This is a genomic window from Celeribacter indicus (assembly GCF_000819565.1).
Taxonomy (GTDB): domain Bacteria; phylum Pseudomonadota; class Alphaproteobacteria; order Rhodobacterales; family Rhodobacteraceae; genus Celeribacter; species Celeribacter indicus.
Genome location: NZ_CP004393.1, coordinates 3,433,039 through 3,454,280, shown reverse-complemented (window position 1 = coordinate 3,454,280; position 21,242 = coordinate 3,433,039). Strand labels below are relative to the sequence as shown.

The following is a 21,242-nucleotide window of genomic DNA, read 5'->3' as shown; positions in this document are numbered from 1 at the left end:
GTGCCGCAGACAGGCCGGGTGAGGTTGGGAAATTTGCTCCATGTCGCGGCCCTGTCGGGCACGCTCGCGGCTGTCGTCGCCTGTCTGCCCGTGCAGGACGCGCGGGCGGCGGAGCAGCTGGCGAGCGCACGGGCGCCGCGGGTGATCGACGGCGATACGCTCGCGCTCGGGGAGACGCGGGTGCGCCTCCACGGCATCGACGCGCCGGAGCTGTCGCAGAGCTGCCGGGACGCGGAGGGCGCGCGCTGGGACTGCGGCCAGTGGTCGAAACTCGTGCTCGCAAAGCTCGTCTCCGGCGGGGTGAGCTGCGAGGCGCGCGATGTCGACCGGTACGGACGGATCGTCGCGGTCTGCACCGGCGCGGCGGGCGATGTGAATGCGGCGATGGTCGCCGCCGGCGCCGCCTATGCCTATGCGAGATACGCCACCGATTACGTCCCTGCCGAACGCGCCGCCCGCGCTGCCGGCCGCGGTGTCTGGCGCGGCACGGGCGAACGGCCGGCGGATTACCGCGCCGCAGGCCGCGGCGACAGCGGCGCAGAGGCCGCGCCGGAGGGCTGTGCGATCAAGGGCAACATCTCCACCTCCGGGCGGATCTATCACATGCCCGGCAGCCGCTGGTACGCGCAGACCCGCATCGACCCGCGCCGCGGGGAGCGCTGGTTCTGTTCGGCGCGGGCGGCGGAGGCCGCCGGATGGCGCCGCGCGGACGGCTGACACACCCTTGCGCGGCCGCCGCTTTTCCCCTAAATCCCTGCCCACCGGGTGATTAGCTCAGTTGGTAGAGCGCTTCGTTTACACCGAAGATGTCGGGAGTTCGAGTCTCTCATCACCCACCATTTTGCAATCCCTTGGCGGTTTTCCGTTTTCGTGTTTCCCAAACTCTGCGGCACGTTTCCCCAAGTCAGGCAGTAGACGCACGGGGTTCCGAGTCATGTGCTCCATATCCGCGCGTCTGAAAAGGCCGCAGATCGCGGCCCCTTCCGTCATGCAGCTTCGGTGTCTCGGATCTTTTCCTTTGCCGCCATCGCGAGGAAGGCAGAGCGGTTTAATCCGACACGATCTGCGGCGCTGTCGATGGCTGACAGGAGCCCCTGATCAAAGCTGAGATTCACGCGCACGGATTTCGTTGTGCGCGGGATCAGCGGGACCTGGATGAGATAGGCCCCTTCCAAGAGATCTTCCCTGTATGTCTCCCGAACTGCATCCAGAGACATTGCGCCGGGAATTTCCGCCATATCCTCGAAATACAGATCGAGAGCTTCGATTGCTGCCGGCATGACTTTTTCCTGATCGTCAGAGGCGGCAAAGCACCCGTCCAGATCCGGGAAGGTCACGCCGTATGCGCTTCCTTCGTCGTGATGGACAATCGCCCAGTAGTACATTGCATTTTGCCTTTCCTTCATTAAGCCGATCCCCTCGGGGAGGCCGGGGCCGGATCATTCGATCCAGCCCGCAGCCTTTGCGATTTGGCGGGCCGTGCCTCTCGGCAAATCCCGCTTGGGGTGTGGAACGATCACTGTCCGGGTGCCCTTCCTCAGTTTCACATGTGACCCCTTCTGTGAGACCTTTTCGAAACCTTCGGAAAGAAGCCGCTTGATGATCTCTCGGCTGTCCGTTTCCATGTGTATTTATATACACAACTTGAACTTGCAATGCAAGTATCTTGTGTAAATAAGTGCGCAACATTTTCGATGTTGAGCCGCGGTTTGCGTGTGGGCGTCCCACTTTCCCGCTTTGTTTGCGATGTCCGCCGTGTTCCCGTCTTGGTGTGGGAAACGGTTTTAACTTAATATCAGATCGGTGTGGGCTATTTAGTGTCGCCTGCACCGAAGATGTCGGGAGTTCGAGTCTCTCATCACCCACCATTTCCCCCGTCCTCGATCCCCAGTCAGCCGGCCGGAAACGGGCGCAGAAGTTTTTTCGCCCGCCCGTCCGTTTTTCGCGATTCCCGGCTTGACGAGGGTCCGCGCTCACCATAGAACGCCCCTCACGTTTCGGAGCATACGCCCCGGACCGGCAGCGAGCGGTTGTAGCTCAGTTGGTTAGAGTACCGGCCTGTCACGCCGGGGGTCGCGGGTTCGAGCCCCGTCAACCGCGCCATCGCTGCCCATATACCCCGGAAGGGGACGCCTTTCGAAGGCCCTGCGCGGTTGTAGCTCAGTTGGTTAGAGTACCGGCCTGTCACGCCGGGGGTCGCGGGTTCGAGCCCCGTCAACCGCGCCATTTTTTTCCTGAAGACATCAGAAGACATCAGATGCGCCTTGCGCGCGGCGCCCATGCCGCGACGGGATCAGTCGATCCGGTAGGGCAGGATGCCCCGGCTGTTCGGGTCGATGGTGAGCCGGCGTTCGAGCGGCGGGATGGAGCGTTGATGACAGTCGCGCCGTTCGCAGATCCGGCAGGAGATGCCGATCGGTTCGAAGGCGGCGGGCTGGGTCACGTCGAGATCGTCGGCATAGACGAGCTCGGAGGCGTGGGTCACCTCGCAGCCGAGCCCGATGGCATAGCGCCGCACCGGCGCGTGGAAGGCGCCGCCGGGTTTCGACACGTCGCGCGAAATCGACAGGTAGCGGACCCCGTCGGGCGTCTCGCAGAGCTGGCGCAGGAAATGCCCCGGCCGCTCGAAGGCCTGGTGCACGTTCCAGAGCGGGCAGGCGCCGCCGTAGCGGGCGAACTGGAGGCGGGTGGCGGAGTGGCGCTTGGTGATCGTGCCGGCCTGGTCGACGCGCACGAAATAGAAGGGAATGCCCTTTGCGCCCGGCCGCTGGAGCGTGGAGAGCCGGTGCGCCACCTGTTCGATCGACGCGCCGAACCGTTCGGCCAGCATCTCGAGGTCGTGGCGGGTTTCCTGCGCGGCGGCGAGGAAGGCGGTATAGGGCAGGAGCGCCGCACCGGCGAAATAGTTCGCCAGCCCGATCCGCGCGATCTGGCGCGCCTCCTCGGACTGGAACCGCGCGAGGTCGAGTGTCGCGTCGAGCAGCTTGCCCTGGGTGAGCAGCGCGAGCTGGTGCAGGATCTGGAAGCGCCGCGTGGCGGAGGCGGCGCGGTGGGAAATCGTCAACTCCCGGCTTTCCGGGTCGAAGCTGCGCAGGCTGCCCTTTCCGGCGCGCAGGGTGATGCCCTGCCGGCCGAACGCCTCGACGGCGGCTTTCTCGACGTCGCGCGGCTGGCCGTGGGGCTGGGAGAAATTCTCTGCCGCACGGTCGACGGCGTCGATGTAATTGTCGCAATAGTGAAAGAAGTCGCGCACCTCTTCCCAGGGGGAGGGGCGCGCCGGGCTGTCCTCGCGGTCGAGCGCCTCGTCGATGGAGGCGAGGCGTTCCGTGGTCTGCCGGTAGGCGCGGTGCAGTTCGAGGAAGGCGCGCGCGAGCGCCGGGGCGTTGGAGGCGGCGAGGCGCAGGTCGGCCAGCGGCGGCGCGCCGTCGGCAAAGACCGGATCGGCCAGCGCCTCGCGCATGTCCGTCACCATCCGTTCGGCATCGCCGGAGCTCAGCTCGGTGACGTCGAAGCCGAACTCCTGTGCCAGCGCCAGCACGACGCCGGTGGAGACCGGGCGGTTGTTGTTTTCCATCTGGTTGAGATAGGGCAGGGAGACGCCCAGCTTTTCCGCGAAGGCACGCTGCGTCAGGCCGAGCCGCGTGCGCGTCTCGCGCAGTTTCGCGCCGGCGTAGAGCTTCTGCTGGGCCATGTCCCGTTTCCCCGTGTTCGTTTGCAAAGCAAGATTTGCCACTGCAAACCCGTTTTCGCAAGCGGAGAATGGGCCGGCGGCGCGGCTCAGGCTGCGGCGACCTGACGCGCGCGCAGGATGACCCAGATCGCGGCCAGGACGGAGGAGACGGCGGCGGCGAGCATGATGTAGAGCAGCGGCGTCGCGCCGCTCTCGGGGGTGAGGACGGAGCCGGCGAGGGCGGAGAGGGCGGCGCCGCCACTGATATACATGGCGCCGCCGAGCCCGGAGGCCGTGCCCGAAAGTCCGGGGCGCACGGAGAGCGAGCCGGCGATCGCGTTGGGAAGCTGCATCCCGTTGCCGAGGCCGACGAAGGTGATGAAGGCGAAGAAGCTCTGCACCGTCGCGCCGCCGGCGAGGAAGAGGAGCAGCGAGCAGAAGATGCCGGCGGCGCTCACGATCGCGCCGATCAGCATCATGCGGTTCATGCCGACCCGGTCGGAGAAGCGCCCGGCGAGGAAATTGCCGAAGAAATAGCCAAGCGCCGGGGCGGCCATGTAGAGGCCGAGGCGATCCTCGGTGAGGTCGAAGATTTCCGATCCGACGAAGGGGGCGCCGCCGAGAAAGGCGAAATAGGCGCCGGAGGCGGTCGCCGCCGAGATCGCGTAGCCGAGAAACCGCTGGGAGCGCAGCAGGGTGGGGAAGCCGCGCAGCGCATCCCCCATGGAGCCGTTCGCGCGCGGTGCCGTCTCCCCGGTGTCGAACCACACGAGCGCGAGCAGCGCGAGGCCGGCGCCGAACAGCAGCCAGAAGTTGCTCTGCCAGCCGAAGGCGGCGGTCAGGAGCCCGCCGAGCGTGGGGGCGGCCATGGGCGCGAGCGACATGCCCATGGTGACATAGGCGATCATCTTCGCGGCCTGTTCGCCGGGGACGATGTCGCGCACGATGGCGCGCGAGAGCACCAGCCCGGTGACGATCCCCGCCTGGGCGGCGCGCATCGCGAGGAAAAGCCCGACCGAGGGGGCATGGATCGCCCCGAGCGTCGCGACCAGGAAGGTGACGATGCCGACGAGGAGCACGGGGCGGCGGCCGTAGCGGTCCGACAGCGGGCCGATCGCCAGTTGCAGCGCGGCGTTGACGATGAGGAACACCGCCACGGAAAGCTGCATCACCCGGTATTCGGTCTCGAAATGACGCGCCATTTCCGGCAGCGCAGGCAGGAAGACGTTGATCGTGATCGCCGGCAGGGCCGCCATCATGACGAGCGTGGCGATATGGGGCGGAGTGGTGCGGTCGAGGAAGCGGATGACGGGTTTGCGCTGCATGCGGCCAACATAGAGGCGCCGCGGGGCCTGTCCACGCAAATCGCCCTTCATCCGCGCACAGGCCGAACCGCAGTTTCGTGCATGAATTCGCGGCAGCGTGCCGCGGAATTTTGCGGTTTTGCGATATGCACCCGCGGGGTTTTGCATCTTTTGCAAATCTGCCATGTTCTTCTTTGAAAGAATATTTCCCCGGCCTATGGTGCGCGCGACATGACGAGGAGGCATATCCGTGAAAGACATCATCAGGGAACTTCACGATCGCCGCGACGACGCCCGGCTCGGCGGCGGGCAGGCGCGGATCGACAGCCAGCACGCCAAGGGCAAGCTGACCGCCCGCGAGCGGGTCGAACTCCTGCTCGACGAGGGCAGTTTCGAGGAATTCGACATGTTCAAGACGCACCGTTGCGCGGATTTCGGCATGGAGGGCACGAAATACTACGGCGACGGCGTGATCACCGGCTGGGGTACGATCAACGGCCGGATGGTGTATGTCTTCTCGCAGGATTTCACCGTCTTCGGCGGCTCCCTGTCGGAGGCGCATGCCGAGAAGATCTGCAAGATCATGGATATGGCGGTGCAGAACGGCGCGCCGGTGATCGGGCTGAACGACTCGGGCGGCGCCCGCATCCAGGAAGGGGTCGCCTCGCTCGCGGGCTATGCCGAGGTGTTCCAGCGCAATATCGAGGCCTCGGGCGTGATCCCGCAGATTTCCGTCATCATGGGCCCCTGCGCGGGCGGGGCGGTCTATTCGCCGGCGATGACCGACTTCATCTTCATGGTGAAGGACACGTCCTACATGTTCGTGACCGGCCCCGACGTGGTGAAGACGGTGACGAACGAGGTGGTGACGGCCGAGGAACTCGGCGGCGCCTCCACCCATACGAGGAAGTCCTCGGTCGCCGACGGCGCGTTCGACAATGACATCGAGGCGCTGTCCGAAGTGCGCCGGCTGGTCGATTTCCTGCCGCTCAACAACCGCGAGAAGCCGCCGGTGCGCCCGTTCTTCGACGATCCCGACCGGATCGAGGCCTCTCTCGACACGATCATCCCGGACAATGCGAATACGCCCTACGACATGAAGGAAGTGATCACGAAGATCGGGGATGAGGGCGATTTCTACGAGATCCAGGAGGATTTCGCGAAGAACATCATCACCGGATTCATCCGGGTCGAGGGCCGGACCGTCGGCGTCGTGGCGAACCAGCCGATGGTGCTGGCGGGCTGCCTCGACATCGATTCGAGCCGCAAGGCCGCGCGGTTCGTGCGCTTCTGCGACTGTTTCGAGATCCCGATCCTGACGCTCGTCGACGTGCCGGGCTTCCTGCCGGGGACGGGCCAGGAATACGGCGGCGTCATCAAGCACGGGGCGAAGCTGCTGTTCGCCTATGGCGAGGCGACGGTGCCGAAGGTGACGGTCATCACCCGCAAGGCCTATGGCGGCGCCTATGACGTCATGGCCTCCAAGCACCTGCGCGGCGATTTCAACTATGCCTGGCCCTCCGCAGAGATCGCGGTGATGGGCGCGAAGGGGGCGACGGAAATCCTCTACCGCTCCGAACTGGGCGATCCGGCGAAGATCGCCGCGCGCACGAAGGACTACGAGGACCGCTTCGCCAATCCCTTCGTCGCCGCCGAACGCGGCTTCATCGACGAGGTGATCCAGCCGCGCTCCACGCGCAAGCGGGTGGCACGGGCTTTTGCGAGCCTGCGCAACAAGAAGCTCACGACCCCGTGGAAGAAACACGACAACATCCCGCTCTGAGGGACGCATCGCCGCGATGGGACGCAGGGGCTGGCATATCGTCGAGACGGAGGGCGCGCTGAGGCTGGCGCGCCGACATCCGGCGCGGTTCGACTTCGCCGCGACGACCGTGCTGCCGGGCGGGGCGGAACTGTCGCGCCGCCGGATCGCCCATCAGGTCCGCCAGGACATGTGGCGCGCGCTGCGCGATCTGCGGGGCTTCTCCCCGGTGGTCGAGGTGGTGCCGCGGGACGGCGGGATGAAGATCACCGCCGGCGGCAGCGTCGCCGGACGGTTCCCGAAAGACGCCAGCACGGCCCGCGTGGCCGCGCTTCTCGAGGCCCCCGACCTGCGCGCGCGCTGGGTCGCCTTTGCAAGGAGACGGTGACATGACGATCCGCCTGAGCGCGCTCGCGCTCCTGCTTCCGGGCCTTGGCGTCAGCGCCTCCGCCGGGCTTTCGCCCGCCCTGGCCGAGGATCTCGCCGTGCCCTCCGGGCAGCCGGTGCGCTTTCTCGAACGCCTGACCGACCGGCCCGCGACCGGGCCCACCGCGCGTTTCCGCTTTGTCGCGCCCGATCTCGCCGCGATGTTGGACCGTCTCGGCTATGCGCAGGTCGAGGCGGATCTGTCCTACCTGTGCGAGAGCTACGCGCTGCCCCGCCTCGGGGAGCCGCGCCCGTCGCTCGTCGTGATCTCGCTTTCGGCCGAACCGACCGAGTTCGCAGACCCCGCCCCCGAGGTCGCGCAGGTCTTCGAGGCCTACCGCCCGGTGGAAACCGGCTGTGAGTGGGAGGCGTTCTGATGGCCCCGACATTCCACAGGATCGCCGCCGGCCCGCGCCCCGTCGCGCCGTTTTCCCATGCGGTCGAGGAGGAGGGCTGGGTCTTCCTCACCGGGCAGATGCCGACCGATCCCGAGGCGCCCGACGCGGCCCTGCCCGAGGGGATCGAGGCACAGACGCGGCGGGTGATGGACAATCTCCTGCTGATCCTCGGGGAGCTGGGGCTGGGGGCGGAGCATATCCTCCAGTGCCGCTGTTTCCTCACGGCGTTCGAACGTGACTACGCCCTGTTCAACGAGACCTACAAAAGCTACTTCGCCCCGGACAGGCTTCCGGCACGCACCACGGTGGGCGTGACCGCGCTGGCCGTCGGCGCGCTGGTGGAAATCGACCTGATCGCGCGCCGGCCGCAAGAAGGAGACAGTTGATGGCGCGCGATTACATGACGAAGCACAAGGGCTTTCCGGGCCGTTTGCCGGGCACGGATTTCCAGTTCACGATCCGGCGGGCGAATCCGAAGGGGGTCACGCCGCTCAAGGCGCTCGAACGCTACAAGGACCGCAAGAGCGCCGACCGGCGCGCCGACGCGGCCTTCATGAAGGCGCTCTGGGACTATTTCGGCGAGGAGCCGTTCGAGCGCGGCAATCTCGATGCCGGGCGGCTTTCATGGGTGTTCGGGCGCGAGGTCGTGCCCGCGGAGCCGGAGGGGTTCGACCCGGCCTCCTACGAGGCGCTTCTGAAGATCGACGTCGCGAAGGCGATGATCACCTTTCCCGAGGTGTTCACCGACGGGGCGGAGGACGAGGAGATGCCGGACTGGGACGCGATGTGGACCGATGAGGACGAGGCGTGATGCGCGGATTCCTGCTTGACCCAGCGTCATCTGCGCAGGTTGCCGCCGCCTTTCGCGCGGTGCAACGCGCGGCGCTTGTGCGTCCGGTTCCTGCATCGCATGGTTGTGCCAGGTCGATGACGGCCAGCAACGTCTCGACCCGTTCTGAAAACCGTTACCCTTCCCCTCTGGCGAGGTCCGCGCTCCCCCCGTGCGGCCCTCGCCATTCTTCTTTGCAGGGTGCGCCCCGTTGGCCGGGTTCCGCCGATGGCAGACGGGTGGCGGTAATTTGCGCAATTTCGGTCTATGCGCGCGCGGGAGAGCACGTTACTCTCTCCGGAGTCATAACCAGATCAAGAGCAGAACCATGCGTAAATCCATCCTCGTCCTTGCCGCCCTGTCCGCGTCCGTCCTCGCCGGCTGCATGCAAACCGACGGTGAGCGTGCCCTCGCGGGCGCCGCTGCCGGCGCGGTGGTTGCGGACGCGACCGACAACAACGCGCTCACCGGCGCGGCCCTCGGCGCGCTTGCGGGCACCTATTGCGACGACGCAGGCGTCTGCCGCTGATCATCCTATCCGTCGCCTGACCTGCGCCACGGCGCGGGGCGACGCATTCGCGACAAGAGGCTCCCCGGACCGTTCCGTCCGGGGGGCCTTTTTCGTGACCGCAATCCAAGAGCCGGCTCCCGGCCCCGCGACTGGCGCGGCGGCGCGGAGCATACCGATTTGAGAAAGGGAGAGGGGCAGGACATGTTCGACAAGATCCTGATTGCCAACCGGGGCGAGATCGCCTGTCGGGTCATCAAGACCGCGAAGAAGATGGGGATCGAGACCGTCGCCATCTATTCGGACGCCGACAGGCATGCGCTGCACGTCCAGATGGCCGACGAGGCGGTGCATATCGGCCCGCCGCCGGCAAACCAGTCCTATATCGTCATCGACAAGGTGATGGACGCGATCCGGCAGACCGGCGCGCAGGCGGTGCATCCGGGCTATGGCTTCCTCTCCGAAAACGCGAAATTCGCCGATGCGCTGGCGCAGGAAGGCATCGCCTTCGTCGGACCGCCGAAGGGGGCGATCGAGGCGATGGGGGACAAGATCACCTCGAAGAAGATCGCCAAGGACGCCGGGGTGAACACGGTTCCCGGCTACATGGGGCTGATCGAGGATGCCGACGAGGCGGTGAAGATCTCGAGGGAAATCGGCTATCCGGTGATGATCAAGGCCTCCGCGGGGGGCGGTGGCAAGGGGATGCGGATCGCCTGGACCGACCAGGAGGCGCGCGAGGGCTTCCAGAGCTCGAAGAACGAGGCGGCCTCCTCCTTTGGCGACGACCGCATCTTCATCGAGAAATTCGTGACCCAGCCGCGCCATATCGAGATCCAGGTGCTTTGCGATGCCCATGGCAACGGGCTCTGGCTCAATGAGCGCGAATGCTCGATCCAGCGCCGCAACCAGAAGGTGATCGAGGAGGCGCCGTCGCCCTTCCTCGATGCAGCGACGCGCAAGGCGATGGGCGAGCAGGCCGTCGCGCTGGCGAAGGCGGTGGGCTATACCTCGGCGGGTACGGTGGAATTCATCGTGGACGGGGACAGGAATTTCTACTTCCTCGAGATGAACACCCGCCTCCAGGTCGAGCACCCGGTCACCGAGCTGATCACCGGCATCGACCTCGTGGAGCAGATGATCCGCGTGGCCAATGGCGAGAAGCTCACGCTCACCCAGGACGATGTGAAGATCAACGGCTGGGCCATCGAGAGCCGCCTCTATGCCGAAGACCCCTACCGCAACTTCCTGCCCTCCATCGGACGGCTGTCGCGCTATCGCCCGCCGGCGGAGATCGTCACGGAGACCGATATCGTGCGCAACGACACGGGGGTCTACGAGGGCGGCGAGATCTCCATGTATTACGACCCGATGATCGCGAAGCTCTGCACCTGGGGGCGGGACCGCGCCTCGGCCATCGAGAACATGCGCAACGCGCTCGACGCCTTCGAGGTCGAGGGGATCGGGCACAACCTGCCGTTCCTGTCGGCGGTGATGGACCATCCGCGCTTCGTCTCGGGCGATGTCACCACGGCCTTCATCGCGGAGGAATATCCCGAGGGGTTCGCGGGCGCGGACCTGCCGCAGGAGGTTCTCGAACGTGTGGCGGCCGCCTCCGCCGCGATGTATCGCGTGGCCGAGATCCGGCGCGCCCGCGTCTCCGGCCGGATGGACAATCACGAGCGCGTGGTGGCGAACGAGTGGGTCGTGCAGATCGGCGGGCAGGATTTCCCGCTGACGATCGACGCCGACAAGCAGGGCTCGACCGTGACCCTCGGCGCGCGCGTCATGCGCTGCACCTCCGTCTGGAGGCCGGGCGACACGCTCGCGGTGATCGACATGGAGGAGGCGGGCGAGCAGAGCACGCTCACGCTCAAGGTCGGCAAGGTGCCGGGCGGGTTCCGCATCCGCAGCCGGGGCGCCGACCTGAAGGTCTACGTGCGCTCGCCGCGCGCCGCCGAGCTGTCGAAGCACATGATCGAAAAGCTGCCGCCCGACACGTCGAAGCTCCTGCTCTGCCCGATGCCGGGGCTGATCGTGAAGGTCGATGTGGAAGAGGGGCAGGAGGTGCAGGAAGGCCAGGCGCTCTGCACCGTCGAGGCGATGAAGATGGAGAACATCCTGCGCGCCGAGCGCAAGGGCATCGTCACGAAGATCAACGCCGGTCCCGGCGACAGCCTGGCCGTCGACGACGTGATCATGGAGTTCGAGTAGGGAGGGACGATGACGCGGCTCGGTACACAGGAGACGACCATGGCCGGAACGGACCCGCAGGGCGCCGCCGCTGCGCAAGGCGCCGTCGCGCTCGATTTCGTGACGGTCATCTTCCGGCCGGAGGCGCAGATGCTGCGGCTCCAGGCGCGCTCCATGGCGCGGTTTCTCGATCCGGCCTCGGTCAACTCGATCCTCGTCGTCCTCAACGACGAGGACGAGGCGGCCTGCCGGGCGGCGATCGAGCCGCTGCGCCCGGACTGGGGGCCACTTGCGGAGAAGGTGCGGATCGTTCCGGGCTCCTCCCTGCTGCGGCGGAGGCCGCAGGGGGTGCCTGCCGCGCTCGAGCGGGCCTGGGTCGCGGGGCCGCGCTGTGCCTGGCGGCACTGGCGCGACCGGGGTCTGGGGCGGCCGCGCGCGGTGTACGGCTGGGCGCGCAACAATGGCTGGCTCATGCAGCAGGCGTTCAAGCTTCTGGCCGTGGAAGAGGCGAGCGGCAGCCATGTCGTCATCCTCGATGCGAAGAATTTCTTCATCCGGCCGACCGATGCCTCGGAGTTCGTGGACCCGGAGGGGCGGCCGCGCGTCGAGGTTTCCGATCCCTCGCCGAAGATGCACCTCTGGGCCCATGCCTCCGCCGCGAAGCTCGGGCAGACATTGCCGGAGGGCATTCCCATTCCGCCGGCCCTGACGCCGGTCGTGCACCGGCGGGAGGAGATGGCGCGGGCGGTGGAGTTGATCGCGGGAAAGCTCGGCTGTCTCGAATGCTTCTTCGCCCGGCGCAGCGAGAATGCCACGGAATTCATGCTGCTGTTCGTGGCGATGGGGGGCGGCCGGCCCGGCTGGAGCGACCGCTTCGCGCCGCGTGACACGCCGCCGGTGCTGCGCGTGGAGGGCGGCACCACGCTCGGCGGGGCGATCGAGACGGCGCAATCGGGCGATTTCGCCCTCATGTCGCTGCACCGGAGGAATTTCTTCACGCTGACGCCGGAGGAGAGGGCGGGTTTTGCCGACTGGCTCTGCGCGCTCGGACTGCTGTCGCGCCCGGAAGAGATGGAGGACCTGCTTGCTGCGTGAGCTTCACAATCCCTCGCGGATCTCCTGTTGCCTGAGCGGTGTCTTGTCGATGGCGCGGCTGATCTCGCGCACGTCCCAGGCGTCGGGCTTGCGCAGCATCACGCGCCCGTCCTTGTCCACAAGCACGAGGGCGAAGCCGCGCGGGCGCAGCGTCCTGCGCACCTCCGAGGGCGTGTCGGGATCGGTGTCGGTGAGCACGACCACGTCGCGCGCGACGAGGGGCAGGGGGCGGGCGGTCAGCAGCGCGATCTGCTCGCTGAAATTCGGATCGAGCGGACTGTCGGCGAAGACGACGAGCACGCGGTTGGTCCATTTGAACTCCGACAGCACGACGTCGTCGGCGGTTTCGATCACGAGCTCTGCCTCCTGCGCGACGGCGGGCGACGAAGTGATCAAGAGAAGCGCGGCGAGCGCCGCGGAACAGAGGTTTTTCATCGGATCTCCTGGCTGTCCTCAATATAGGACCGGGAGAGCGCCAAACCAAGCTGAAGGTCCCGCCCGCGCCGCTGCGTCGCGGGCCGCCAAAGGAGAGGAGCCGTGGCATGACGGACAGGACAAAATGGGAAGAGCTCGCGACGAAGGAGCTGCGGGGCAAGCCGCTCGAGAGCCTCGACTGGGACACGCTCGAAGGCATCAGGGTCAAGCCGCTCTACGCCGAGGATGATCTCGCGGGGCTGAGCCATCTCGGCAACACGCCGGGGGTCGCGCCCTTCACGCGGGGGGTGAAGGCGACGATGTATGCCGGCCGTCCCTGGACGATCCGGCAATATGCCGGGTTTTCCACGGCGGAGGAATCGAACGCCTTCTACCGCAAGGCGCTCGCGGCCGGCCAGCAGGGCGTGTCGGTGGCCTTCGACCTGGCCACGCACCGCGGCTATGACAGCGACCATCCGCGCGTGGTGGGCGACGTGGGCAAGGCGGGCGTGGCGATCGACAGCGTCGAGGACATGAAGATCCTGTTCGACGGCATCCCGCTCGACCAGGTGTCGGTGTCGATGACGATGAACGGCGCGGTGATCCCCGTGCTCGCCAGCTTCATCGTGGTGGGCGAGGAGCAGGGGCATGACAGATCCGTGCTCTCCGGCACCATCCAGAACGACATCCTCAAGGAGTTCATGGTCCGCAACACCTATATCTATCCGCCCGAACCCTCGATGCGGATCATCGCGGACATCATCGAATACACCAGCAACGAGATGCCGAAGTTCAACTCGATCTCGATCTCCGGCTATCACATGCAGGAGGCGGGGGCGAACCTCGTGCAGGAGCTGGCCTTTACCCTGGCGGACGGGCGCGAATATGTGCGCACCGCGATCAGGGCGGGCATGGATGTGGACAAGTTCGCGGGGCGGCTGTCCTTCTTCTTCGCGATCGGGATGAATTTCTTCATGGAGGCGGCGAAGCTGCGCGCCGCGCGGCTGTTGTGGAGCCGGGTGATGGAGGAATTCGCGCCGAAGCTCGACAAGTCGAAGATGCTGCGCACCCATTGCCAGACCTCGGGCGTCTCCTTGCAGGAGCAGGACCCCTACAACAACGTCATCCGCACCGCCTATGAGGCGATGTCGGCCGCGCTCGGCGGGACGCAGTCGCTGCACACCAACGCGCTCGACGAGGCCATCGCCCTGCCCACGGAATTCTCCGCCCGGATCGCGCGCAACACCCAGCTCATCCTCCAGGAGGAAACCGGCATCACCCATGTCGTCGATCCGCTCGCGGGCTCCTATTACGTCGAGAGCCTCACCGCCGAGCTCGCCGGGAAGGCCTGGGCGCTGATGGAGGAGATCGAGGCGATGGGCGGCATGACGAAGGCCGTCAACTCCGGCATGCCCAAGCTGCGGATCGAGGAGACGGCGGCGCGGCGCCAGGCGCAGATCGACCGCGGCGAAGAGGTGATCGTCGGCGTCAACAAGTACCGCAAGGACAAGGAAGATCCGATCGACATTCTCGACGTGGACAACGTGGCCGTGCGCAACAGCCAGATCGCCCGCCTCGACAGGATCAAGGCCAGCCGTGATGCCGCCAGGGTCGAAGAAACCCTTGCAGCACTCGAAGCGGCGGCGAAATCGGGCGAGGGCAATCTCCTTGCGCTGGCGGTCGAGGCCGCCCGCGCCCGTGCCACAGTCGGGGAGATTTCGATGGCCATGGAAAAGGCGTTCGGACGGCACCGCGCCGAGGTGAAGACGCTCGCGGGCGTCTACGGGGCGGCCTATGAGGGCGACGAGGGGTTCGCGCAGATCCAGCGGGACGTGGAGGCCTTTGCCGAGCGGGAGGGCCGCCGGCCGCGGATGCTCGTCGTCAAGATGGGGCAGGACGGGCACGACCGCGGCGCGAAGGTGATCGCGACCGCCTTTGCCGACATCGGTTTCGACGTCGATGTGGGGCCGCTGTTCCAGACGCCGGAGGAGGCCGCGCAGGACGCGATCGACAACGACGTGCATATCGTCGGCATTTCCTCCCAGGCGGCGGGGCACAAGACGCTTGCGCCGAAACTCATCGAGGCGCTGAAGGCGCAGGGGGCCGGGGACATCATCGTGATCTGCGGCGGGGTGATCCCGCAGCAGGATTACGAATTCCTCTACAAGGCCGGGGTGAAGGCGATCTTCGGGCCGGGCACGAACATCCCGGCGGCGGCGCGGCAGATCCTCGATCTCATCGGGACGGCGTGAGCCGCGGGCATGTCACCGACAGGGCCGGGCCCGCGTGCCCGGCCTTTTCGGTGCGGGGGCGTTGTCCCGTCGCGTCCGTTGGGGACCGCTGCGTGCGCGGGGACAAAAGGAAAGGGGCCGGACAGCGCGTCCGGCCCCTCTTGCGATGCGTGGCGAGGCGGCGCTATTGCGCCGGGCGCGGATCTGCGGAGGGCAGGATCTCCGTCTCCTCGTCCTCCGCCTTGTGCGCCGTGGGCGCGGCGGGGGCGAGCCTCAGCACCGCGTAGCCGATGACGGCGGAAATCACCGAGCCCGACAGCACCCCGATGCGCACCTCGTTCATGTGGAACGCGTCGACGAAGCTGAGCCCGCCGATGAAGAGCGACATGGTGAAGCCGATCCCCGCCAGCGCGGCGACGCCGTAGATATGCAGCCAGGTCGCGCCATAGGGCTTTTTCGCGATGCCGAACTTCACCAGCAGCCAGGTCACGCCCATCACGCCGATCTGCTTGCCGAGGATGAGGCCGAGCGCGATGCCGAGCGGCAGCGGGGAGAACACATCCGCAAGCGTCACGCCGGTGAGCACCACGCCGGCATTGGCAAAGGCGAAGACCGGCACGATCAGGAAGAACACATAGGGGGAGAGCGCGTGTTCGAGCCCGTGGAGCGGGGATTTCCCGTAACGGTCCTTGAGCGGGATGAAGAAGGCCGTCACCACGCCCGCGAGCGTGGCATGGACGCCCGATTTCAGCACGAGCACCCAGAGCACGGTGCCAAGCAGGATGATCGGCGCGATCCGGTGAATGCCGGCCCGGTTCATGAAATACATGATCACGAGCGGGATCGCCGCGAGGAACAGGTAGTCGAGATGCAGCTCGGCGGTGTAGAAGAAGGCGATGATCAGGATCGCGCCGAGGTCGTCGAGGATCGCCAGCGTCAGCAGGAAGACCTTCAGCGAGGAGGGCACCCGGTCGCCGACGAGCGCGAGGATGCCGAGCGCGAAGGCGATGTCGGTGGCCGCGGGGATCGCCCAGCCGGAATGGGTTTCGGGCGTTCCGAAATTGAGCAGGAAATAGACGAGCGCGGGCATGGCCATGCCGCCGACCGCCGCCATGCCGGGCAGCACGACGTCGCGCGGGTTCTTGAGCTTGCCCTCGAGCAGTTCGCGTTTGAGCTCGAGGCCCACGAGCAAAAAGAAGACGGCCATCAGGCCGTCGTTGATCCAGAGGATCAATGGTTTTTCGAGTCCTCCGCCCCCAAGGGTCACGGCGAGGTAGGACGACAGGCTCGCGTCATAAAAGGGATAAAGCGAGGAGTTGGCAACGAACATGGCCGCGATTGCGGAGACCATGAGAACGATGCCTCCCGAGGCGTCGCTGTCGAAGAAGTTTTCCAGTCGGCGCAGGAGCATTGTCTTTTACTGTTCTTTCTTGGTTGAGTGTGGATGCAGGGTGCGTCATCAAGACATGGGGTCACGTTTTCGGGATTCAATGGAATACCGCGGTGATGTTAGCGTTAAATTTAGCGCCGGCGCAAAGGGATGCGGCATGAGCTATCGTATTGATCATCTGGTGATATCCGCCTCCGACCTGGAGCATGGATGCGACGCCGTGGAGGCGCTGCTCGACATCCGCTTCGGCCCCGTGGGAAAGCATGCCGAGATGGGAACCGAGGCGCGGCTCGCGGCGCTCGCGCCCGACGCCTGCCTCGAGGTGATCGCCCCCGATCCCGCGGCGCCGCGCCCGGCGGGGGCGCGATGGTTCGATCTCGACAATTTCGGCGGTCCGCCGCGGTTCACCGGCTGGGTCGTGGCCTGCGACGATCTGGAGGAGGCCTGGAAGCGCGCGCCCGCCGACGTCGGCCGCATCCTCTCCTTCCGGCGCGGCGAGTTCGCCTGGCGCATGGTCGTGCCGGAAAGCGGGGTGCTGCCCTTCGACAATTGCTTTCCCGCGCTCATCGAATGGCATTCCGGCCGGCCGGCCCGGACGCTGCCCGACCAGGGTCTGCGCCTGCGCCGCCTGAAGATCGCCCACCCGGAGGCCGGGGCGCTGCGGGAGGCCCTTGCGCCTTTCGTCTCGGCCATGGAGAATGTTCGCATCGTCCAAGCGGACCGGCCGGGTCTCATGGCCGAGATCGGCACAGCGTCAGGGGAGATCTGGATCACATGACCGTTCACACCTACCTTCGCGTCGCGACCGCCGGAGACGCGCCTGCGCTCCGGGCGATCATGGCGCCGGTCATCGCGGAGACGACCGCCTCCTTCTCCTCCGAGGAGCGCAGCGAGGCGGACTGGATCGCGATGATCTCCGACCGGCTGGCGCGCGGCCGCGCCTTCTATGTCGCGGAGCTCGCCGGCGAGGTGGTGGGCTATGCGACCTACGACCAGTTCCGGCCCGGCAACAACGGCTATCGCTTCACCATGGAGCATACCGTCTACCTCAACGACCGGGCGCAGGGGCAGGGGCTCGGCCGCATCCTCATGCTCACCATCGAGGAACATGCGCGCGAGGCGGGGCATCATTCGATGATCGGCGCGATCGACGGCGACAACAAGGCCTCGATCGCCTTCCACCGCGCCCTCGGCTACCGCAAGGCGGGGACGGTGCCGCAGGCGGGGTTCAAGTTCGGCCGCTGGCTCGACGTGCTGTTCATGCAGAAGTTCCTCTGAGCGCGCCTGACGAAAAAGCTATCGCCCTGCGCGCATTTGCGCCCTGACAGCGGCGGGGCGGGACGATAGAGTGGCAGTCATGTCGATCTGGTCCCGCATCCTCGAGGCGCTCAAGGCGCTTGGCGCCGGCGAAAGCCTTGCCGCCGTCTTCGAACGCCTGCGCTCGCCGCCCGAACAGCGGGTGGGATTCGCCATTGCCGTGATCGCCCTCGGGGCGAAGATGGCGAAGGCGGACGGGCTCGTGACCCGCAACGAGGTCACCGCCTTTCGCGAGGTGTTCCGCATCGCGCCGGAGGACGAGGCCGCCGCGGCGCGCGTCTTCAACCTCGCCCGTCACGACATCGCCGGGTTCGAGGATTATGCGAAACAGGTCAAGAAGATGTATGGCGACGACTGCCGTCCGCTGATGGACCTGCTCGACGGGCTGTTTCACATCGCGATGGCCGATGGCGACTATCATCCCGGCGAGGAGGCGTTCCTCGCGCGGGTGGCGGAGATCTTCGACATCGAACCGCGCGCCTTCCGCGCCCTGCGCGCGCGCTATGTGCCCGACGCGGTGCGCGATCCCTATGACGTGCTCGGCGTCGATCCCGCCACCCCGCTCGGGGAGATCAAGTCGGCCTGGCGCCAGCTCGTGCGCGAGACTCACCCCGACCGGATGATCGCCCGCGGCGTGCCCGAGGAGGCGGTGAAGCTGGCTTCCGACCGGCTGGTGGAGATCAACGCCGCCTGGGAGGAAATCTCGACGGAGCGTGCCGCCTGAATGCGCATCGTGACCTATAACGTCGAATGGTTCGACAATCTGTTCGACGATGCCGGGCGGCCGCAGGCCGACGGCCGCTGGTCCGCGCGCCACAACATCACCCGCGAGATGCAGCTCGAGGCGCTGGGGATCGTCTTCACCGCGCTGGACGCCGATGCGGTGATGGTGATCGAGGCGCCGGACACGAACAGCCGCCGCGACACGCGCCGGGCGCTCGAACAGTTCGCCGACTGGGCGGGGCTTCGGGCCGTGGCGGTGGAGATGGGCTTCGTCAACGACACGCAACAGGAAATCGCGTTGCTCTACGATCCGCTGGTGCTGAGCGCGCGGCACGATCCGATGGGGGCGCCGGAAGGGCTCGGCACCGGGCTCGAGCCGCCGATGTTCAATTCGGTCTACCGGCTCGACCTCGACACGGACCGGCAGCGCGAGGAGGTGCGCTTCTCGAAACCGCCGCTGGAGCTTGCCGTGACCCATCTGGCGACGGGGTTTGCCTTTCGCATGATCGGCGCGCATCTGAAGTCGAAGGCGCCGCACGGCGCCCGGCGGCATGACGACGTGATCCGGATCTCGATCGAGAACCGCCGCAAGCAGTTGGCGCAGGCGATCTGGCTGCGCGAGCGCGTGGAGGGGCACCTCGCCGCGGGCGAGCCGATGATCGTGCTCGGGGATTTCAACGACGGGCCGGGGCTCGACACCTATGAAGGGCTCTTCGGCCGCTCGGCGCTGGAGATCGTCATGGGGCGCGACGGGCCGGAAGTGCCGCCGGAGATGCGGCTCCATGATCCGAACGCCGCCGAGGCGCTGAGCCGGCGGGGCAATCTCGGCCCGACCTCGGCCCGGTTCTACATCGACAAGGAGCGGCGCTATCTCGCCGCGCTGCTCGATTACGTGATGCTGTCCCAGGAACTCGCCGCCGGCGCGGCATGGCGGATCTGGCATCCGTTCGACGATCCCGTGTGCTACGAGACGCCGGAGCTTCACCAGGCGCTGCTCACCGCCTCCGATCACTTTCCGGTCTCCGTCGACGTCGATCTGCCGCCCTGGGGGTGACAGGACCGCCCTGCGTCCTACATCGGGGCCATGAGACACCTGATTTTCGCCAGCACGCTGCTCTGGGCCGTCCCGATCGCCGCCCAGGATGCCACGCCGCCCTCCGGGGAGGCGTCGCCGCCCGCCTCGGAGGAGGACTGGTCGGAGGGTTTCCGGATGCTGCGCGAAGGGTCGCGGCGGCTGCTCGAGCGGCTGCTCGACGAATTCGGCCCCGCGCTCGAGGAGCTGGAGGGGTTCGTCGACGATATCGACGCCTACGAAGCGCCCGTGATCCTGCCGAACGGCGATATCCTCATCCGCCGCAAGCAGGACGTGCCGCCGCCCGACGGGGCAGGGCCGGACATCGACCCCGAGGAGGGCATCGAGCTCTGAGCGTCAGCGGCGGAGGTGCCGGACCTGCGTCATCGCGCCGAGGCTGCCGGCGAGCGACTGGAACCGGGCCTGCGCGACTTCTCCGAACAGGTCTTCGGCATCGGGTCTGAGCGTCAGGATGAGTTCCTTCTTCTTCGGGAAATAGACGAGCTTCGCGATCTCGTCGGGCGCGCCCACGCCGAACATCGCCCCGAATCTCATGGCCTTGCCGAGCACTTCGGCATCCCGGACCTCCTTTTCCGTCAGCATGTCGATGAGCGGGGCGAAGGGCGTGCCGTCGCGCGAATTCTTGTAGCGGTGCAGAAGGGCGAGCCCGAGGAAGATCCGTTCGTTATGGGTCAGCCCGCCCAGGTTGGCACGGGTCGCATTGTCGAAACAGACCTCGGCCCGGTAGTCGGGATGGGCGCGCCAGGTCACGTCGTGCAGGAGGCAGGCGGCGCGGATCAGCCGCATCTTTTCATATTGCCGCGCCCGGAAGATCGGCTCGATGAACATGTGGAGCCGCTTGCCGAAACCCGGCATCCGCGCATCCTTCATCTCGGAGAAGCGGCAGGCCTCGATCAGCGGATCGCGCTCGCGCACGCTTTGCGGCATCTGCTCGTAGAGCAGGCCCTCGCGGATGCCGTAGGAGGAGGTGCAGATCTCCTTCGGATGGAAGGTGCGCACGAGCTGGCGCAGCACCTCCGCGGCGAGCGGGACGAGCGACATGCGCGCCGAGGAGGTGCCGGTGCGCGCCCGCAGCGTGGCGATATCGGACTTGCGGATGAACTTGATCGTGTCGGTGACCGCGCGGCTCGACATCCGGTATTCGTGCAGGACGTGCAGCGGATAGTTGCGCCGCTCCATGTCGATCCGCGCGATGGCGCGCCAGGAGCCGCCGACGAGGTAGATCCGCTTGTGATCCGTGCCCATCTTCTCGCCGAGCTCGGCCATGATCGGTGCGATGTGGTCCTTGAGCCCCTTGCGGCCGCCGCCCAGCCCCTGGAGTTTCAGCGGCCCGAGGGGGGAGGTGACGCGGGCGCCGACCTCGCCGCCCCGGACCACCGCGAGCTCCATCGAGGAGCCGCCGATGTCGCAGACGAGCCCGTCCGCCTCCGGCCAGCCGAGCAGCACGCCCTGCGCCGACAGGCGCGCCTCCTCCTCGCCGTCGATAACCCAGAGGCTGAGGCCGGTCTCCCGCTCGATCTCCTCCCGAAAAGCGGGACCGTCCTCAGCCTCCCGCATCGCGGCCGTGGCAACGGCCGTGAGCGGTGGGATCTGCATGCCCTGCGCCAGTTTCTGGAACCGCTTGATCGCGGCCATGGCGCGTTCCTTGCCTTCGGGGTTGAGCCGCCCCGTCTCCCTCAGTCCCGCCCCAAGACCACACATGATCTTTTCGTTGTAGAAATAGGCCGGGCTGCGCGTCGCGCCGTCGAAGACGACGAGACGCACGGAGTTGGATCCCACATCGACCACGCCGACACGGGACAGGGCCCGCGCGTCATCGTCCAGGAACAGAGGCCGGCCGAATACGCCCCAGTCGTGGAGCGTCTCCATGCTCGGCGGGACATCCGTCG

At 66.8% G+C, this 21,242-nt stretch carries 22 protein-coding genes and 3 tRNA genes; 18 read left to right on the top strand and 7 right to left on the bottom strand.

The genetic code is table 11. The features are described from left to right. Positions 1-18: 18 nt before the first annotated feature. Both P73_RS17060 and P73_RS17055 read left to right on the top strand, forming a co-directional pair. Positions 19-717 (top strand): thermonuclease family protein, encoded by a 699-nt coding sequence (locus tag P73_RS17060; protein WP_420836120.1) that lies wholly within the window; start codon positions 19-21, stop codon positions 715-717. Between the two features lie 46 nt (positions 718-763). Next, positions 764-839, top strand: a tRNA-Val gene (locus P73_RS17055). Between the two features lie 147 nt (positions 840-986). On the opposite strand, the gene P73_RS17050 is transcribed toward P73_RS17055, so the two are convergent. Both P73_RS17050 and P73_RS25145 read right to left on the bottom strand, forming a co-directional pair. Further along, on the bottom strand, positions 987-1,406 hold the full coding sequence (locus P73_RS17050) for a type II toxin-antitoxin system HicB family antitoxin (RefSeq protein ID WP_245629191.1): 420 nt from the start codon (positions 1,404-1,406) through the stop codon (positions 987-989). 33 nt (positions 1,407-1,439) lie between these two features. Next, entirely contained in the window at positions 1,440-1,625 is a 186-nt protein-coding gene (locus tag P73_RS25145) for a type II toxin-antitoxin system HicA family toxin (protein WP_074743072.1), read from the bottom strand. Positions 1,626-2,026: 401 nt separating this feature from the next. Between P73_RS25145 and P73_RS17045 the strand changes: the two genes are divergently transcribed. Next, positions 2,027-2,103: transfer RNA gene (locus P73_RS17045), tRNA-Asp, on the top strand. Between the two features lie 46 nt (positions 2,104-2,149). Further along, a tRNA-Asp gene (locus tag P73_RS17040) sits at positions 2,150-2,226 on the top strand. Between the two features lie 67 nt (positions 2,227-2,293). Here P73_RS17040 and P73_RS17035 read toward each other — a convergent pair. Both P73_RS17035 and P73_RS17030 read right to left on the bottom strand, forming a co-directional pair. Beyond that, positions 2,294-3,691: a helix-turn-helix domain-containing protein gene (locus P73_RS17035; RefSeq protein WP_043870496.1), complete on the bottom strand. Its 1,398-nt coding sequence runs from the start codon at positions 3,689-3,691 to the stop codon at positions 2,294-2,296. Between the two features lie 86 nt (positions 3,692-3,777). Then, positions 3,778-4,995, bottom strand: coding sequence for a multidrug effflux MFS transporter (locus P73_RS17030; RefSeq protein ID WP_043871881.1), 1,218 nt, complete (start codon positions 4,993-4,995; stop codon positions 3,778-3,780). 229 nt (positions 4,996-5,224) lie between these two features. Here P73_RS17030 and P73_RS17025 point away from each other — a divergent pair, with 229 nt between their 5' ends. The 8 genes from P73_RS17025 (at position 5,225) to P73_RS16990 (ending at position 12,185) form a co-directional block, all read left to right on the top strand. Next, positions 5,225-6,757 (top strand): acyl-CoA carboxylase subunit beta, encoded by a 1,533-nt coding sequence (locus P73_RS17025; RefSeq protein WP_043870495.1) that lies wholly within the window; start codon positions 5,225-5,227, stop codon positions 6,755-6,757. 16 nt (positions 6,758-6,773) lie between these two features. After that, positions 6,774-7,124 carry a hypothetical protein gene (locus tag P73_RS17020; RefSeq protein ID WP_043870494.1) on the top strand — a complete coding sequence of 117 codons (351 nt, stop codon included), beginning with the start codon at positions 6,774-6,776 and terminating at the stop codon, positions 7,122-7,124. A gap of 1 nt (position 7,125) precedes the next feature. Then, on the top strand, positions 7,126-7,539 hold the full coding sequence (locus tag P73_RS17015) for a DUF6497 family protein (RefSeq protein WP_043870493.1): 414 nt from the start codon (positions 7,126-7,128) through the stop codon (positions 7,537-7,539). After that, positions 7,539-7,946, top strand: a complete 408-nt coding sequence (locus P73_RS17010) for a RidA family protein (RefSeq protein ID WP_043870492.1) — start codon at positions 7,539-7,541, stop codon at positions 7,944-7,946. The genes P73_RS17015 and P73_RS17010 overlap by 1 nt, the downstream gene beginning before the upstream one ends. Positions 7,947-7,960: 14 nt before the next feature. Continuing rightward, positions 7,961-8,371 (top strand): hypothetical protein, encoded by a 411-nt coding sequence (locus P73_RS17005; protein ID WP_052453593.1) that lies wholly within the window; start codon positions 7,961-7,963, stop codon positions 8,369-8,371. Between the two features lie 346 nt (positions 8,372-8,717). Then, positions 8,718-8,918 carry a glycine zipper 2TM domain-containing protein gene (locus P73_RS17000; RefSeq protein WP_043870491.1) on the top strand — a complete coding sequence of 67 codons (201 nt, stop codon included), beginning with the start codon at positions 8,718-8,720 and terminating at the stop codon, positions 8,916-8,918. Between the two features lie 183 nt (positions 8,919-9,101). After that, a complete protein-coding gene (locus tag P73_RS16995; RefSeq protein WP_043870490.1) occupies positions 9,102-11,111 on the top strand; it encodes an acetyl-CoA carboxylase biotin carboxylase subunit in 2,010 nt (669 codons plus the stop codon). A gap of 39 nt (positions 11,112-11,150) precedes the next feature. Then, complete coding sequence (locus P73_RS16990; protein ID WP_043870489.1) at positions 11,151-12,185, top strand: DUF6492 family protein; 1,035 nt, start codon at positions 11,151-11,153, stop codon at positions 12,183-12,185. A gap of 3 nt (positions 12,186-12,188) precedes the next feature. Here P73_RS16990 and P73_RS16985 read toward each other — a convergent pair whose 3' ends face one another. Then, positions 12,189-12,620, bottom strand: a complete 432-nt coding sequence (locus P73_RS16985) for a DUF4174 domain-containing protein (RefSeq protein ID WP_043870488.1) — start codon at positions 12,618-12,620, stop codon at positions 12,189-12,191. 107 nt (positions 12,621-12,727) lie between these two features. On the opposite strand from P73_RS16985, the gene scpA reads away from it, so the two are divergent. Next, the gene (gene scpA / locus P73_RS16980) at positions 12,728-14,851 is read left to right on the top strand and encodes a methylmalonyl-CoA mutase (protein ID WP_043870487.1); all 2,124 of its coding nucleotides are present in this window, start codon (positions 12,728-12,730) and stop codon (positions 14,849-14,851) included. Positions 14,852-15,014: 163 nt separating this feature from the next. On the opposite strand, the gene nhaA is transcribed toward scpA, so the two are convergent. Next, positions 15,015-16,241, bottom strand: coding sequence for a Na+/H+ antiporter NhaA (nhaA, locus tag P73_RS16975; protein ID WP_052453376.1), 1,227 nt, complete (start codon positions 16,239-16,241; stop codon positions 15,015-15,017). Between the two features lie 136 nt (positions 16,242-16,377). Between nhaA and P73_RS16970 the strand changes: the two genes are divergently transcribed. From P73_RS16970 to P73_RS16950, 5 genes are all read left to right on the top strand, one after another. Beyond that, positions 16,378-16,998 (top strand): VOC family protein, encoded by a 621-nt coding sequence (locus P73_RS16970; RefSeq protein ID WP_043870486.1) that lies wholly within the window; start codon positions 16,378-16,380, stop codon positions 16,996-16,998. Then, on the top strand, positions 16,995-17,498 hold the full coding sequence (locus P73_RS16965; RefSeq protein WP_043870485.1) for a GNAT family N-acetyltransferase: 504 nt from the start codon (positions 16,995-16,997) through the stop codon (positions 17,496-17,498). Before P73_RS16970 ends, P73_RS16965 begins: the two co-directional genes overlap by 4 nt. 79 nt (positions 17,499-17,577) lie before the next feature. Then, on the top strand, positions 17,578-18,261 hold the full coding sequence (locus tag P73_RS16960) for a molecular chaperone DjiA (RefSeq protein WP_043870484.1): 684 nt from the start codon (positions 17,578-17,580) through the stop codon (positions 18,259-18,261). Beyond that, positions 18,262-19,314, top strand: coding sequence for an endonuclease/exonuclease/phosphatase family protein (locus P73_RS16955; protein WP_043870483.1), 1,053 nt, complete (start codon positions 18,262-18,264; stop codon positions 19,312-19,314). A gap of 30 nt (positions 19,315-19,344) precedes the next feature. After that, positions 19,345-19,686, top strand: a complete 342-nt coding sequence (locus tag P73_RS16950) for a hypothetical protein (protein WP_043870482.1) — start codon at positions 19,345-19,347, stop codon at positions 19,684-19,686. 3 nt (positions 19,687-19,689) lie between these two features. Here P73_RS16950 and P73_RS16945 read toward each other — a convergent pair whose 3' ends face one another. Further along, positions 19,690-21,222, bottom strand: coding sequence for a Ppx/GppA family phosphatase (locus P73_RS16945; RefSeq protein WP_043870481.1), 1,533 nt, complete (start codon positions 21,220-21,222; stop codon positions 19,690-19,692). Positions 21,223-21,242: the final 20 nt, after the last annotated feature.